The organism is Sphingomonas sp. DC4900, assembly GCF_049896485.1.
GTDB lineage: Bacteria > Pseudomonadota > Alphaproteobacteria > Sphingomonadales > Sphingomonadaceae > Sphingomonas > Sphingomonas aquatilis.
On sequence record NZ_JAFCUK010000006.1, the window covers coordinates 162,765 to 176,977 of the forward strand.

At 68.4% G+C, this 14,213-nt stretch carries 12 protein-coding genes and 1 other annotated feature; of the genes, 6 read left to right on the forward strand and 6 right to left on the reverse strand.

Annotation, left to right across the window (positions count from 1 at the left end; translation table 11 throughout):
- Positions 1–170 precede the first annotated feature (170 nt).
- A complete protein-coding gene (locus ACP690_RS09385; protein ID WP_426260933.1) occupies positions 171–1,643 on the reverse strand; it encodes a SulP family inorganic anion transporter in 1,473 nt (490 codons plus the stop codon).
- A 75-nt stretch (positions 1,644–1,718) separates the two neighbouring features.
- Positions 1,719–1,774: a sequence feature (sul1 is cis-regulatory element that is thought to sense ions involved in sulfur or methionine metabolism; They are found in Alphaproteobacteria), on the reverse strand.
- Positions 1,775–2,134: 360 nt separating this feature from the next.
- Between ACP690_RS09385 and ACP690_RS09390 the strand changes: the two genes are divergently transcribed.
- From ACP690_RS09390 to hslU, 4 genes are all read left to right on the forward strand, one after another.
- On the forward strand, positions 2,135–2,674 hold the full coding sequence (locus ACP690_RS09390; RefSeq protein ID WP_426260934.1) for a glycoside hydrolase family 108 protein: 540 nt from the start codon (positions 2,135–2,137) through the stop codon (positions 2,672–2,674).
- Positions 2,671–2,937, forward strand: coding sequence for a 3TM-type holin (locus tag ACP690_RS09395; protein ID WP_116461665.1), 267 nt, complete (start codon positions 2,671–2,673; stop codon positions 2,935–2,937). Before ACP690_RS09390 ends, ACP690_RS09395 begins: the two co-directional genes overlap by 4 nt.
- A gap of 273 nt (positions 2,938–3,210) precedes the next feature.
- Positions 3,211–3,756, forward strand: coding sequence for an ATP-dependent protease subunit HslV (gene hslV / locus ACP690_RS09400; protein WP_017979689.1), 546 nt, complete (start codon positions 3,211–3,213; stop codon positions 3,754–3,756).
- A 67-nt stretch (positions 3,757–3,823) separates the two neighbouring features.
- A complete protein-coding gene (gene hslU, locus ACP690_RS09405) occupies positions 3,824–5,116 on the forward strand; it encodes an ATP-dependent protease ATPase subunit HslU (protein WP_426260935.1) in 1,293 nt (430 codons plus the stop codon).
- A 154-nt stretch (positions 5,117–5,270) separates the two neighbouring features.
- On the opposite strand, the gene mutS is transcribed toward hslU, so the two are convergent.
- Genes mutS through ACP690_RS09420 form a run of 3 tightly spaced genes read right to left on the reverse strand, consistent with a single transcriptional unit; the run spans position 5,271 to position 8,334 of the window.
- The gene (gene mutS / locus ACP690_RS09410) at positions 5,271–7,850 is read right to left on the reverse strand and encodes a DNA mismatch repair protein MutS (protein WP_426260961.1); all 2,580 of its coding nucleotides are present in this window, start codon (positions 7,848–7,850) and stop codon (positions 5,271–5,273) included.
- 24 nt (positions 7,851–7,874) lie between these two features.
- A complete protein-coding gene (locus ACP690_RS09415; RefSeq protein WP_426260936.1) occupies positions 7,875–8,153 on the reverse strand; it encodes a type II toxin-antitoxin system RelE/ParE family toxin in 279 nt (92 codons plus the stop codon).
- On the reverse strand, positions 8,146–8,334 hold the full coding sequence (locus ACP690_RS09420) for a hypothetical protein (protein WP_147036564.1): 189 nt from the start codon (positions 8,332–8,334) through the stop codon (positions 8,146–8,148). Before ACP690_RS09420 ends, ACP690_RS09415 begins: the two co-directional genes overlap by 8 nt.
- A 90-nt stretch (positions 8,335–8,424) precedes the next feature.
- On the opposite strand from ACP690_RS09420, the gene ACP690_RS09425 reads away from it, so the two are divergent.
- Both ACP690_RS09425 and ACP690_RS09430 read left to right on the forward strand, forming a co-directional pair.
- Positions 8,425–10,683 (forward strand): NADP-dependent malic enzyme, encoded by a 2,259-nt coding sequence (locus ACP690_RS09425; protein ID WP_426260937.1) that lies wholly within the window; start codon positions 8,425–8,427, stop codon positions 10,681–10,683.
- Positions 10,684–10,773: 90 nt separating this feature from the next.
- Positions 10,774–12,045: a hypothetical protein gene (locus tag ACP690_RS09430; protein WP_426260938.1), complete on the forward strand. Its 1,272-nt coding sequence runs from the start codon at positions 10,774–10,776 to the stop codon at positions 12,043–12,045.
- 46 nt (positions 12,046–12,091) lie between these two features.
- Here the strand turns inward: ACP690_RS09430 and ACP690_RS09435 are convergent, their stop codons facing one another.
- Both ACP690_RS09435 and ACP690_RS09440 read right to left on the reverse strand, forming a co-directional pair.
- Positions 12,092–12,880 carry an SDR family oxidoreductase gene (locus ACP690_RS09435; protein WP_063685953.1) on the reverse strand — a complete coding sequence of 263 codons (789 nt, stop codon included), beginning with the start codon at positions 12,878–12,880 and terminating at the stop codon, positions 12,092–12,094.
- 119 nt (positions 12,881–12,999) lie between these two features.
- Positions 13,000–14,145, reverse strand: a complete 1,146-nt coding sequence (locus tag ACP690_RS09440; RefSeq protein ID WP_426260939.1) for an acyl-CoA dehydrogenase family protein — start codon at positions 14,143–14,145, stop codon at positions 13,000–13,002.
- Positions 14,146–14,213 lie beyond the last annotated feature (68 nt).

Genomic DNA, 14,213 nt, shown 5'->3' on the forward strand with positions numbered 1-14,213 from the left:
AGGGGCGGGCGCGACGACAGGGTCGCGCCCGGCCTTTTCCGTCATGAGCCACGTCATCCCCGCGCAGGCGGGGATCCATAACCTCTAACGCTGGCGATAAAGCCGCACCGTCAGCCAGTCTGGATTCCCGCCTCCGCGGGAATGACGAGCGTGGAGGGCAATGCCCCCGCTCAAACCCCCATCACCAGCGGCGCATGCCGGTCGACGAGCACCGCGCTCGCCGCGTTGAGCCCGACCAGCTCCACCACCATCCCATGGCTGCGCATCTTGGCGACGACGTCGTCCAGCGCCGCGACCGCCGTCACGTCCCACAGATGCGCGTGCGTCAAATCGATCCGCACGCGCGTCGCGGTGTCGCGCAGGTCGAACCGGTCGGCGAACATTTCCGCGCTGGCGAAGAACACCTGCCCCGACACGGTGTAGACGCGCGTGTCGGTGCCGGCGTCATAGGCGACGTCGACGCGCATCATCCGCATCACCTTGAACGCGAAGAACACGCCGCTCAGCAGCACGCCGACCGCGACGCCGGCCGACAGATCGTGCGTCGCCACCGTCACCGCAACGGTGGCCAGCATCACCACGCCCGACACCTTGGGATGGCGGGCGAGGTCGCGCAGCGATCCCCAGGAGAAGGTGCTGATCGACACCATCACCATGATCGCGACCAGCGCCGCGACCGGCACCTGCTCGACCCAGGGGCGCAGCGGCACCATCACGACGAGCAGGAACACGCCCGCGACCAGCGTCGACAGCCGCCCGCGCCCGCCATAGCGGACGTTGCCGACGGTCTGGCCGATCATGCCGCAGCCGGCGATGCCGCCGAACAGTCCCGCGGCGACGTTGGCGAGGCCGAGGCCGGTCGCCTCGCGCGCCTTGTCGCTGCCGCTCTCGGTCAGGTCGTCGACGACGCGCGCGGTCATCAGCGATTCGAGCAGGCCGACCGCGGCCATCGCCAGCGCATAGGTCGCGACGATGCCGAGCGTGCGCCATTCGATCGGCACCGCGGGCAGCGCAAAGGCGGGCAGGGCGTCGGGCAGGCGCCCGAGGTCGGCGATCGTGCGCAGCGGCATCGGAAACGCGACGCTGACGGCGGTCAGCACGACGATGCAGATCAGCGGCGACGGAATGACGGTCGTCACCCGCGGCGTGAGGTAGATGATGACGAGGCCGAGCCCGATCATCGCATAGGTGTGCCAGTCGACGCCGAGCAGCTGCGGCACCTGCGCCGAAAAGATCAGGATCGCGAGCGCGTTGACGAAGCCGGTGCGCACCGACTGCGACACGAAGCGCATCAGCACGTCGAGCCGGAGCAGCCCGAACAGCACCTGCAACAGGCCCGCGAGCACGGTCGCGGCAAGCAGATAGGACAGGCCATGCGCGGTCACCAGCGCCGCGGCGACCAGCGCGACCGAGCCGGCCGCGCCCGAAATCATGGCGGGGCGCCCGCCGAAGATCGCGATGACGATGCCGATGACGAAGGAGGCGAACAAGCCGACCTGCGGGTCGATGCCGGCGACGAAGGAAAAGGCGATGACCTCTGGGATCAACGCGAAGGTGCCGACCATGCCGGCAAGAATGTCCCGGCGCGCGGCGGCGGGGCCGCTATACCATTCGGCGCGGTAGCGGGCGAAATCGAAAGTCATGAAACGAGGGTCCGTATCGACCGCGCAAGGTGAGGCATCACCGGCAAAGGCAATGGTGTGAAAGGGCGCGGTATACGTTGTCCGGCGGATCGGCGGCCGGAATAGCCACCCGGAATTGCACCGGGTCCATGCGAATGCGGCGCGGTTAGCGCGAAGCGCGCCGCGATGCAAACCCGGGGCGATGGGAGGCGCCGCGGCTGACCCTTTCTCTCCGTCACCCCGGACTCGTTCCGGGGTCCACTCTGCGGCGAGGGGCAGGGCTGGAGGCGAGAACCCTCCCCCGCGGCCCGGTGGACCCCGGACCAAGTCCGGGGTGACGGATCGTGTGGGCCGGGGCGGGTGAGTCGCCGCCAAGGCGTGTTGGACGCCGCTCGCAACCCGGTCGGCGCATCTCCTTGCCCAGCAACCGGAAATCCCGGCGCCAGACCCACCCCCTGTCCTATTCCTCAAAACCATGATCCTCCCGCACCGTCACAGCAGGGGAGCGCATCATGACCATCCATGCCCTTATCGACCGGTTGATCGCCCGCGAGGGCGGCTATGTCGACCATCCCGCCGATCGGGGCGGCGCCACCCATTGGGGGATCACCACCGCGGTCGCCCGTGCCAACGGCTGGCAGGGGGCGATCCGCGACCTGCCGCGGGCGCGGGCCGCCGAGATCTACGAACGCGTCTATTGGCGGGGGCCGGGCTTCGACCGGATCGCCACGCGGGCGCCCGTGCTGGCGGGCGAGCTGTTCGATACCGGCGTCAACATGGGGACGGCGACCGCAACCGGCTTTCTCCAGCGGGCGCTCAACGCGCTCAACCGCGGGCAGGCCGATTATCCCGACCTCGCCGCCGACGGGGCGGTGGGCGCGCGAACGCTCGCGGCGCTCGATGCCTTCCTCGCGCGGCGCGGCAAAGCGGGGGAGGCGGTGCTGGTCAAGGCGATCGATGCCTTGCAGGGCGAACGCTATGTCACGCTCGCCGAGCGCCGCCCCGCCAACGAAGTCTTCCTGTACGGCTGGCTCGCGGGGCGCGTCTCGTGACGCCGCGCCGGCCCGCTGCGGAGGACCCGTGGGTGCGCCGCGCGCGCCCCGCCTTCCTCTACGTGATGTATGCGCTGATCCTGTGGACCATCCCGATGAGCCTGATCGCCGCGATCCGGCCCGACGTCGCCATCGCCATGGCGCGGGGGGCGGGTGCGTATCTGAATGCCATTCCTGAGCCGCTCTATGCGCTCTTCGGTACGGGCTACCTCGGCTACACGGCAGCGCGGGCGTGGGGGAAGGCGAAGGGGGTGGAAAGGTGATTCACGCGAAGACGCGAAGACGCGAAGGAGAAGGATGATTCACGCGGAGACGCGGAGACGCGGAGAAGAAGAGGGCGCGCCGCGCTAGCGGCCCTCCTGCGATTGTCTCGCGAGGGAGAAAGACGCTTCGTGTCGAGCGCAACCCCTCCGCGTCTCCGCGTCTCCGCGTGAACCCCCTCTTCGCGGCTTCGCGTCTTCGCGTGAACAGCCCCCTTTGCACCCACCTGCCGCGCACCTACATCGCGGGCCATGAGCGGGAACGATCCACACGCCATGCCGGTCTGGCATGGCACCACCATTTTGTCCGTCCGTCGCAATGGCAAGGTCGTCGTCATCGGCGACGGCCAGGTCTCGATGGGCCAGACGGTCATGAAGCCCAATGCGAAGAAGGTCCGCCGCCTCGGCAGCGAGGGGCAGGTGATCGGCGGCTTTGCCGGCGCGACCGCCGACGCCTTCACCTTGTTCGAGCGGCTGGAGGCGAAGCTGGAGCGTCACCAGGGCCAGTTGATGCGCGCCGCGGTCGAGCTGGCAAAGGACTGGCGCACCGACAAATACCTGCGCAACCTGGAAGCGATGATGATCGTCGCGGACAAGGACGTGACGCTGATCCTGACCGGCAACGGCGACGTGCTGGAGCCGGAAAACGGCGTCGCGGCGATCGGATCGGGCGGCAATTACGCGCTCGCCGCGGCCCGTGCACTGGTCGATTACGAACAGGACGCCGAGACGATCTGCCGCAAGGCGATGGCGATCGCCGCGGAGGTGTGCGTCTACACTAACGACCGCACGACGATCGAAATGCTCGACAGCGCGAGCTGAAAAACACGCGCATCCGTGCGACTTTTGTGACCTTTCAGATCGCCAGATTCCGGCGAACAGGCAGATAATGAACGAAAATCTTACCCCCAAGGCGATCGTCGCCGCGCTTGACGCACACATCATCGGCCAGGCCGACGCCAAGCGCGCGGTCGCCGTCGCGATGCGCAACCGCTGGCGCCGCCAGCAGCTCTCGCCCGACCTGCGCGATGAGGTGACGCCGAAGAATATCCTGATGATCGGCCCCACCGGCTGCGGCAAGACCGAGATCAGCCGGCGTCTTGCCAAGCTGGCCGATGCGCCGTTCGTGAAGGTGGAAGCGACCAAGTTCACCGAGGTCGGCTATGTCGGCCGCGATGTCGAACAGATCGCCCGTGACCTCGTCGAGGAAGCGATCCGGCTGGAGAAGGAGCGCCGCCGCCTCGCGGTGAAGGACAAGGCGGAGGACGCGGCGATGAAGCGGCTGCTCGACGCGCTCGTCGGCAAGGACAGCAGCCAGGCGACGCGCGAAAGCTTCAAGCAGCGCTTCGCCGACGGCCACCTCGACCAGACCGAGATCGAGATCGAGCTGGAACAGGCGCCGTCGATGCCGTTCGAAGTGCCCGGTGGCGCGCCGCAGATGATCAACCTGACCGAGATGATGAAGTCGTTCGGCGGTGGCCAGCAGCTGAAGCGCCGCAAGCTGACGGTGCGCGGGGCGTGGGACAAATTGGTCGAGGAGGAAGCCGACAAGCGTCTCGACCAGGACGAGGTGAGCCGCACCGCGCTGGCCGACGCCGAGGCGAACGGCATCGTTTTCCTCGACGAGATCGACAAGATCGCGGTCAGCGATGTGCGCGGCGGTTCGGTCAGCCGTGAAGGCGTGCAGCGCGACCTGCTGCCGCTGATCGAGGGCACGACGGTGGCGACTAAATACGGGCCGATGAAGACGGATCACATCCTCTTCATCGCCAGTGGCGCGTTCCACGTCGCTAAGCCCAGCGACCTGTTGCCCGAATTACAGGGTCGCCTGCCGATCCGCGTGGAGCTGAAGGGCCTGACGGAAGCGGATTTCATCGCGATCCTGTCCGACACCAAGGCGTCGCTGCCGGCGCAGTACAAGGCGCTGATCGCGACCGAGGGTGTCGATGTCACCTTCACCGACGACGGCATCGCCGCCATCGCCCGCATCGCCGCCGAGGTGAACGGCCAGGTCGAGAATATCGGCGCGCGCCGCCTGCAGACGGTGATGGAAAAGCTGCTGGAAGAGGTGAGCTTCGATGCCGAGGACCGCAGCGAACCGGTGACGGTGGATGCGGCCTATGTGGAAAAGCAACTGGCCGGGATCGCAAGGAACACGGACTTGAGCCGCTTCGTGTTGTAACCGGGACGTCGCCCTACACGCTCCGTCACCCCGGACTTGTTCCGGGGTCCACCGTGCCACACGGGGGCGGTCAAGCCTCTAGCCGTCCCCCTCGCCGCAGAGTGGACCCCGGACCAAGTCCGGGGTGACGAAGTGGGGGGCAGCCCGAACCGCTTCAACTCTCCCGCGCCAACGCCTTCAGCCGGTACAGCGTGTCCAGCGCCTCGCGCGGCGTCAGCGCGTCGACGTCGAGCGCCTCCACCTCCGCCCGGATCGCGTCGCACGTCTCTTCCTCCACCTGCGCGGCGGCGGCGAACAGCGGCAGGTCGTCCAGCCCAGCCGCCAACCCGCCGGTCTTCGCGCGCCCCGCCTCCAGCTTGGCGAGCACCGCCTTCGCCCGCGCCACCGTCGCCGGCGGCATGCCCGCCAGCCGCGCGACGGCCAGGCCGTAGCTGCGATCCGCCGGCCCGGTGGCCAGTTCGTGCAGCAACACCAGCTCGCCCTTCCACTCGCGCGCCCGGACGTGGTGCAGGGTCAGCGCGTCGCAGCGTTCGGCAAGGCGGGTCAGCTCGTGGTAATGCGTCGCGAACAGGCAGCGACAGCGATTGTCCTCATGGATCGCCTCCACCACCGCCCAGGCGATCGCGAGCCCGTCGTAGGTGCTGGTGCCGCGCCCGACCTCGTCGAGGATGACGAAGCTCTGCGGCGTCGCCTGCGCCAGGATCGCCGCGGTCTCGACCATCTCGACCATGAAGGTCGATCGGCCGCGCGCGAGATTGTCCGACGCGCCGACGCGGCTGAACAGGCGGTCGACCAGCCCCAGCGTCGCGCTGGTCGCGGGCACGAAGCTGCCCGCCTGCGCCAGCACCGCGAAAAGCGCGTTCTGGCGGAGGAAGGTCGACTTGCCGCCCATGTTGGGGCCCGTCACCAGCCACAGGCGGGAGTCGGGCGACAGCGTGCAGTCGTTGGCGACGAAGCGCTCGCCGGCCTTGGCGACGGCGGCCTCGACCACTGGATGCCGCCCACCGACGACGTCGAAACAGGGATGGTCGGCGATCGTCGCGCGCGCCCAGCCGCCTTCGGCCGCGCGCTCGGCAAGGCCGGCGGCGACGTCGATCCGGGCGAGCGCATCCGCGGTGGCGGCGATCGCCTCGCGCTGCGCCAGTGCGGCGGCGGTCAGCTCTTCCAGATGCGCCGCTTCGGCGGCGAGCGCATGCGCGCCGGCCTGCGACACCTTGGCCGCGACCTCGTGCAGCGCGGGCGTGTTGAAGCGCACGACGCCCGCCAGCGTCTGGCGATGGGTGAAGCCGCTGTCGGGTTGCATCAGCGCGTCGGCCGATCGCGCCGGCACCTCGACGTGATAGCCGAGCACGTTGTTGTGGCGGACCTTCAGCGTCGCGATGCCGGTCGCGGCCTTCATCTCCGCCTCCAGCGCTGCAATTGCGCGGCGTCCGCCGGCGCCGGTATCCCGCAGCGCGTCGAGCGCGTCGTCATAGCCCGCCGCGATATAGCCGCCGTCGCTCGCCTCGATCGGCGGCGAGGGGACGAGCGCGCGGCGGAGCAGGTCGATCAGCGCGCCATGGCCGCGCAACGCAGGCGCGATCCGGCGGAGCAGCGCCAGCGGCGCGTCAATCTGGCCCAGCCGCTCGCCAAGGTGCCACGCGCCGTCTAGCCCGTCGCGCAGCTGCCCCAGATCGCGCGGCGACCCGCGCCCCGCCGCCAGCCGGCCGATGGCGCGCCCGATATCGGGCAGCGCCCGTAGCGCGGCCCGCACCTGCTCGCGCTGGCCTGCCTGATCGTGGAAGTGCTGCACCAGATCCAGCCGCTCGTCGATCGCACGGGCATCCATCAGTGGTGCGCCAAGATCGCTCGCCAGCGCCCGTGCGCCCGCGCCCGTCACCGTCCGGTCGATACAGTCGAGCAGGCTGCCCTTGCGTTGGCCGTTGGTGGTGCAGGTCAGCTCCAGGCTTTCGCGCGTCGCGGCGTCGATCGCCATCGTCTCCGCGGCGCGGGCAAGCTGCGGCGGGCGGAGGAAGGGCAGGGCGCCCTTCGCGGTATGCTCCAGATAGGCGACGAGACCGCCCGCCGCGGCCAGGCCTGCGCGCGAAAAGCTGCCGAAGCCGTCGAGCGTCGCCACGCCAAACAATGCTTTCAGCCGCGCCTCCGCGCTGCCGCTGTCGAAGCCGCCGCGCGGCCGCAGGCTGGTCGCCGCGTCTGCATGGTCGCTGGTTTCGGAGGCCACCACCTCGGCGGCGCCCAGTCGCGCCAGTTCCGCACCCAGTGCGTCGGCCGAACAGTCGATCACCACGAACCGCCCGGTGGATACGTCCGCCGCCGCCAGCGCCACCGCGCCCGCCGCCTCGCCGATGGCGACACACCAATTGTCGGCCCGCGCGTCGAGCAGCGCCTCCTCGGTCAGCGTGCCGGCAGTGACGACCCGCACGATCGCGCGGTTGACCAGCGCCTTGCTGCCGCGGGCCTTGCGCGCCGCCTCGGGGCTTTCGGTCTGTTCGGCGATGGCGACGCGGTGGCCCGCCTTGATCAGGCGCTGGAGGTAGGCGGTCGCGGCATGGACGGGCACGCCGCACATCGCCACCTTTTCGCCGTCATGCTCGCCGCGGGCGGTGAGGGCGATATCGAGCACCTGGCTCGCAATGCGCGCATCATCGAAGAACAATTCGAAGAAGTCGCCCATGCGGTAGAACAGCAGGCAATCCTCCGCCTCCGCCTTCAGGCCGAGGTATTGCGCCATCATCGGGGTGGGGGTGGTCATGATTCGTCAGTCGGCATCGGGTTGGCGTGCGCCATGCCGGATGGCGAGGATCGTGACCAGATCGCCGTGTACGTCATAGCGTAGAATATAGGGCGGAACGTTCGTCATCTCGCGCTGACGGCCACCCGCAGGCCGCCCGCGATGGGGGAAGTCGGCAAGGCTCTCGCCGAGGTTGAACAGCCGCGTGCCGATCCTGTCCGCCGCGTGTGGATCGAACTGTTCGATATAGGCGATCGTACCGTTCAGGTCTGCGAGCGCCGCTGGGTCCCAGACGACCTCAGCCATTCTGGTCGTTGAGCCAGTCCTCGAAAGTCTTGCGACCGGGCTTGCCCCAGGTCAGCAGCCATTGTCCGACGACGACGTGCTCGACCGGGGCGCCCGCGGCACACGCCGCCTTGGCCCGCGCAAAGTCGCTGGCGTCCGGAATGCGGCGCGGGCGGGGGACGATGTCGGCCTCGTGCTTCATGCCGCGATCATACCTGCTCCGCCTTTGGGTTGAAAGCCTGTGCCGGAACGGCCAAGAGCCGTAGCGTCCTTCCCCGGCAGCGAGGTCCCCATGTCCGACACAGCGTCCGTCCAGTTTTCCGAGCGCGAAGCGCTGCTGTTCCATTCGGAGGGGCGCCCGGGCAAGATCGAGATCATCGCATCCAAGCCGATGGCGACGCAGCGCGACCTCGCGCTCGCCTATTCGCCCGGCGTCGCGGTGCCGGTGCAGGCGATCGCCGACGATCCCGCCACCGCTTACGACTATACCGCCAAGGGCAACCTCGTCGCGGTCATCTCGAACGGCACCGCGATCCTCGGCATGGGCAATCTCGGCGCGCTGGCGTCCAAACCGGTGATGGAGGGCAAGGCCGTCCTCTTCAAGCGCTTCGCCGACGTCGACTCGATCGACATCGAGCTGAAGACCGAGGACGTCGACCGGATCATCGATGCGATCGAGCTGATGGAGCCGAGCTTCGGCGGCATCAACCTGGAAGACATCAAGGCGCCCGAATGCTTCATCATCGAGCAGACGCTGCGCGAGCGGATGAACATTCCGGTCTTCCATGACGACCAGCACGGCACCGCGATCATCTGTGCGGCGGGGCTCATCAACGCCTGCCTGCTGACCGGGCGACGGCTGGACGAGGTGAAGGTCGTCGTCAACGGCGCGGGCGCGGCGGCGATCGCCTGCACCGAGCTGATGAAGGCGATGGGCGTGCGCCACGACAACGTCATCATGTGCGATCGCGAAGGCGTGATCTATCAGGGGCGCGAGGACATCAACCAGTGGCAGTCGGCGCATGCCGCCGCCACCGACCGCCGCACGCTGACCGAGGCGCTGAACGGCGCCGACGTCTTCCTCGGCCTGTCCGCCGCGGGCGCGCTGAAGCCCGAGATGGTGAAGGACATGGCGAAGGCGCCGATCATCTTCGCCATGGCCAATCCCGAACCGGAAATCCGCCCCGAACTCGCCAAGGCGGCGCGCCCCGATGCGATCATCGCCACCGGCCGGTCGGATTATCCGAACCAGGTCAACAACGTCATCGGCTTCCCCTTCATCTTCCGCGGTGCGCTCGACGTGCGCGCCACCGGCATCAACGATGCGATGAAGATCGCCGCCGCCAATGCCATCGCCGAACTGGCGCGCGAACGCGTGCCGGAAGAGGTGGCGATGGCCTATGGCGTGCAGCACAGCTTCGGCCCCGAATATATCATCCCGGCGCCGTTCGATCCGCGGCTGATGGAGCTGGTGCCCTCCGCCGTCGCCAAGGCGGCGATGGATTCGGGCGTCGCAACCAAGCCGATCCTCGACATGGAGGCGTACCGCCAGCAGCTGCGCGCGCGGCTCAACCCGACGACGTCGGTGCTCAGCCTCGCCTATGAAGGTGCGCGTGCGCGGCCGAAGCGCGTGCTGTTCGCCGAGGGCGAGGAGGAAGTGGTGCTGCGCGCCGCCATCGCCTTCAAGGAGGGCGGCTATGGTACTCCGGTGCTCGTCGGCCGCGACGACGTCTACGATCGCCTGAAGGCTTTAGGTGTCTCCAACCCGCAGGAATATGAGGTCCACAACAGCCGCCATTCGCCGCTGGTCCCGAAGATGGTCGACTTCGTGTACAACCGCCTGCAACGCCGTGGCTATCTGCACCGCGATGTCGAGCGGATGATCAACCAGGACCGCAACGTCTTCGGTTCGGCGCTGCTTCAGCTGGGCGAAGCGGATGCGATGATCACCGGCATCACCCGCACCTGGGCGGAATCGATGCGTCAGGTGAAGCGCGTGATCGATCCCGAGGCGGGGCGCACCCCCTTCGGCATCCACGTGCTCGTCGGGCAGAGCCACACCGTCTTCATCGCGGACACGACGGTGAACGAACGGCCAACCGGCGAACAGCTCGCCGACTTCGCCGAACAGACCGCGCAGGTCGCGCGCCGCATGGGCCACGAACCGCGCGTCGCGATGCTGAGCTATTCGACCTTCGGCAACCCCAAGGGCGCCTGGGTCGACAATATCCGCGACGCGGTATCCGAACTCGACAAGCGCAACGTCGGCTTCGAATATGAAGGCGAGATGCCGCCCGACGTCGCGCTGAACCCCAAGCAGCTGGCGAACTATCCCTTCGCGCGCCTGTCGGGGCCCGCCAACATCCTGATCATGCCGGGCCTGCAATCGGCGCATATCGCCGCCAAGCTGTTGCGCGAACTGGGCGGGGACAGCGTGATCGGCCCGATGCTGATCGGCATGGAAAAGCCCGTGCAGATCGCACCGATGACCTCGACCGCGAGCGAGCTGGTGACCCTGGCGGTGCTGGCGGCGGGCGGCATCGCGCGCTGACCGGACACGGGCCGGCGGCGGGCGATAGCGTCTTGCCGCCGGTCTCGCCCTGCGTATGATCCGCTTCGGAACCAGTTCCGGGGGGGATGCATGAACAGGATGATGGTGGCCGCGAGCCTGCTCGCGGCGTGCGGCATGGCGCATATCGCTTACGCACAGGCGACGCTGCCGATGACCTATGGCGGCACCAAACCGCCCGCCGTGGCGCAGACGCCGCCCGCCGATCCGCGCGATACGCCCGAGGAGATCGCCAAGGATGCGGCGCGCGACCTCAAGGACAGCCATTTCTACAATCGGCCGGGCGCGACGCGCGCGCAATATGATGCGGCCTGGCAGCGCTGTCGCCTGATCGCGCGCGGGTCGCGGACGCCCTCGGGGTCGATCCCTTATTACTATAACCCGGCGCTGATGTCGCCGATCGCCGCGGGGATCGGCGGCGGGATTGGCGGGCTGATCGCCGGTGCGATCGCCGAGGGGCAGCAGCGGCGCGCCAACCGCCGCAATTGCCTGCTGATCGATGGCTGGCGGGTGGTCGAGGTGTCGAAGGAGAATGCCGCGCGGGTCGGTGCGATGACCGACGCGGATCGCGATGCCTATTTCAACGGCATCGTCGGCGCGCAGACCGTCGACGGCACAATCACCGAACGCACGACCTTCGCGCAGCCCGATGATCTCGTCGCACGCGTCGATGCGCCGCTCAGCACGCCCGGCACGCTGTTCCTGGGCAAGAAGGTGGATGCCGCCGCGCCCTTCGTCCTCGCGCCCGACGAGGCGGCGGTGGTCGTCGCTTTCCGCCGCCCGAACGCGGCGAGCGCGGGCCGGTCTGGTTTCGTGCAGCTGACGCGGTACGACACGAAGGGGCGGGACCTGGTCTATCGCCCCAAGGATTGGAAGAAGACGGGGGACAAGACCGTCTACGATCTTGCCGTGGGCAGCGCCGATCGCAAGGCGCCCTATGAGGTGCAGGTGCTGCGCGTGACGCCGGGCGACTATGTCATCGCCTCCACCGCCGTCATCACCAAGATGGCGACGACGACCAACTGCTTCGGCGCACCGACCTTCCATGTCGAGGCGGGCGAGGTGGCCTATCTCGGCGACTTCATTCCGGTCGTCGACAGCAAGTCGGCGCTCGGCGTCTCGACGTCGGGCATCGCCTATGTCCGCCATGCCGACGACGCGCAGAAGGCGCTGGCCGGATCGCAGCCGGCCCTCGCCGCCGCGATGAAGCCAGCGACCTTCCGCAACAAGGCGACCTATGCCTGTTCGGCGATTACCATGGATCGCTGGGACCTGCCCGGCGTCGAGGCGCTGCCCGATGCGCCTGCACCCGCCGAGACGGCTGCGGTCAGCGGGGCGGGGTGAGGGGACGCGCTGGCCGGGACGGACATCGCCGTCCCGGCCGCTCCGCTCAGGCGTCGATGCTGGTGCCCAGCGCGGCGTGGACCAGGCCGCCGTCGACGGTGATCGTCTCGCCGATCACGTAATCGCCCGCGCGGCTGGCGAGGTAGATGGCGGCGCCGGCCATGTCTTCATCCGTGCCGATGCGGCCGGCGGGAATGCCTTGCGCGACGTCGTCGCCATGGTCGCGGGCGGCCTTGTTCATGTCGCTGGCGAAGGCGCCCGGCGCGATCGAGGTGACGTTGACGTGGTCGCGCACCAGCCGCGCGGCCATGCGCTTCGTCAGATAGATCAGCGCCGACTTGGAGGCGTGGTAGCTGTACGTCTCCCACGGGTTGAGGCGCTGGCCGTCGATCGAGGTGATGTTAATGACCTTGGCGGGGCGGCCCGGCGTGCCGGCGGCCTTCAGCAGGCCGTGTAGCGCCTGCGTCAGGAAGAAGGGCGATTTGACGTTGAGGTCCATCACCTTGTCCCAGCCGCTTTCCGGAAACTCCTCGAACGGCACGCCCCAGGCGGCGCCCGCATTGTTGACGAGGATGTCGAGCTTGTCCTCATGCGCGGCGAGTTGCTCGGCGAGCGCCTTGCAGCCGGCGACGGTGCTGACGTCGCACGGCAGGGGGATGCAATTGGGCCCGAGTTCGGCGGCAGTGTCGTCGCAAGCCGGCGCCTTGCGGCTGGAGATATAGACCTTCGCGCCCTGGGCGATGAAGCCGGCGGCGATCATCTTGCCGATGCCGCGGCTGCCGCCGGTGACGAGCGCGACCTTGCCGTCGAGGCGGAAGAGGTTGGTGGTGTCCATGATGTTTCTCCTGGTTACGCGCCGCGGCAAAGCCGCGTTGTCAGTCGGGTTCGCGTGCCGCGGCCCGCTGGCCGCGGAAGGCCGCCGAGCCGCGGATCAGCGGGCTGATCCGCTGCGGCCTACCCCCCGCGTTTCATCGTTTCGCGCGCGATAATGACCTGCTGGATCTGGCTGGTGCCTTCGTAGATGCGGAACAGGCGGACGTCGCGGTACAGGCGTTCGATGCCGTAATCGGCGATATAGCCCGCGCCGCCATAGACCTGCACCGCCTTGTCGGCGACGCGGCCCACCATCTCGCTGGCGAAATATTTGGCCGCTGCGCTTTCCAGCACGACGTCCTCGCCGCGGTCCTTCTTCGCCGCCGTTTCCAGCACCATCGCACGGGCGACGAGCGCTTCGGTCTTCATGTCGGCGATCATGCCCTGGATCAGCTGGTGTTCGGCGATTGCCTTGCCGAATTGCTGGCGACCGGTGGCATAAGCGACGCTGTCGGCGATCAGCCGTTCGGCGACGCCGACGCAGACCGCGCTGATGTGCAGCCGGCCGCGGTCGAGCACGCGCATCGCGATCTTGAAGCCTTCACCCTCCGCGCCCAGGCGATTGGCGACCGGCACCGGCACGTCGTCGAAATGGACGTCGGCGACCTTCGCGCCCTTCTGTCCCATCTTCTTTTCGGGTTCGCCGATGGTGATGCCGGGCAGGTCCTTGGGCACCAGAAAGGCGGAGACGCCGCGCGCGCCCTTTTCGTCACCGGTGCGCGCCATCACGGTGAACAGCTGCGCCTTGTCGGCATTGGTGATGTAGCGCTTGGTGCCCGACAGGCGATAGACGTCGCCATCCCGCACCGCGCGCGTCTTTACGCTGCCGGAATCGCTGCCGACATCGGGTTCGGTCAGCGCGAAGCTGGTGACGATCTCGCCGCTGGCGATGCGCGGCAGCCATTCGGCCTTCTGTTCGGGCGTGCCGGCCATCACCAGCCCCTGGCTGCCGATGCCGACATTGGTGCCGAAGGTAGATCGGAAGGCGGGCGTGGTCCGGCCCATCTCGATCGCGACGCGACATTCCTCGACCATGTCGAGGCCCAGGCCGCCGTAGTCCTCGGCGATCGACAGGCCGAACAGGCCCATCTCTTTCATCTCCGCAACGACTGCGTCGGGGATAGCGTCGGCGGCCTCCACATCGGCTTCGAGGGGGCGCAGCCGTTCGCCGACGAAGCGACGGACGGTATCGATCAGCGCGTCGAAGGTTTCGGGGTTGAGGGCCATGCCGTATCCACTGTGATGCCCGGTGACGGGCGGGTTGTGTCCTGAATATCCTAGGATCTGCGCCGTCG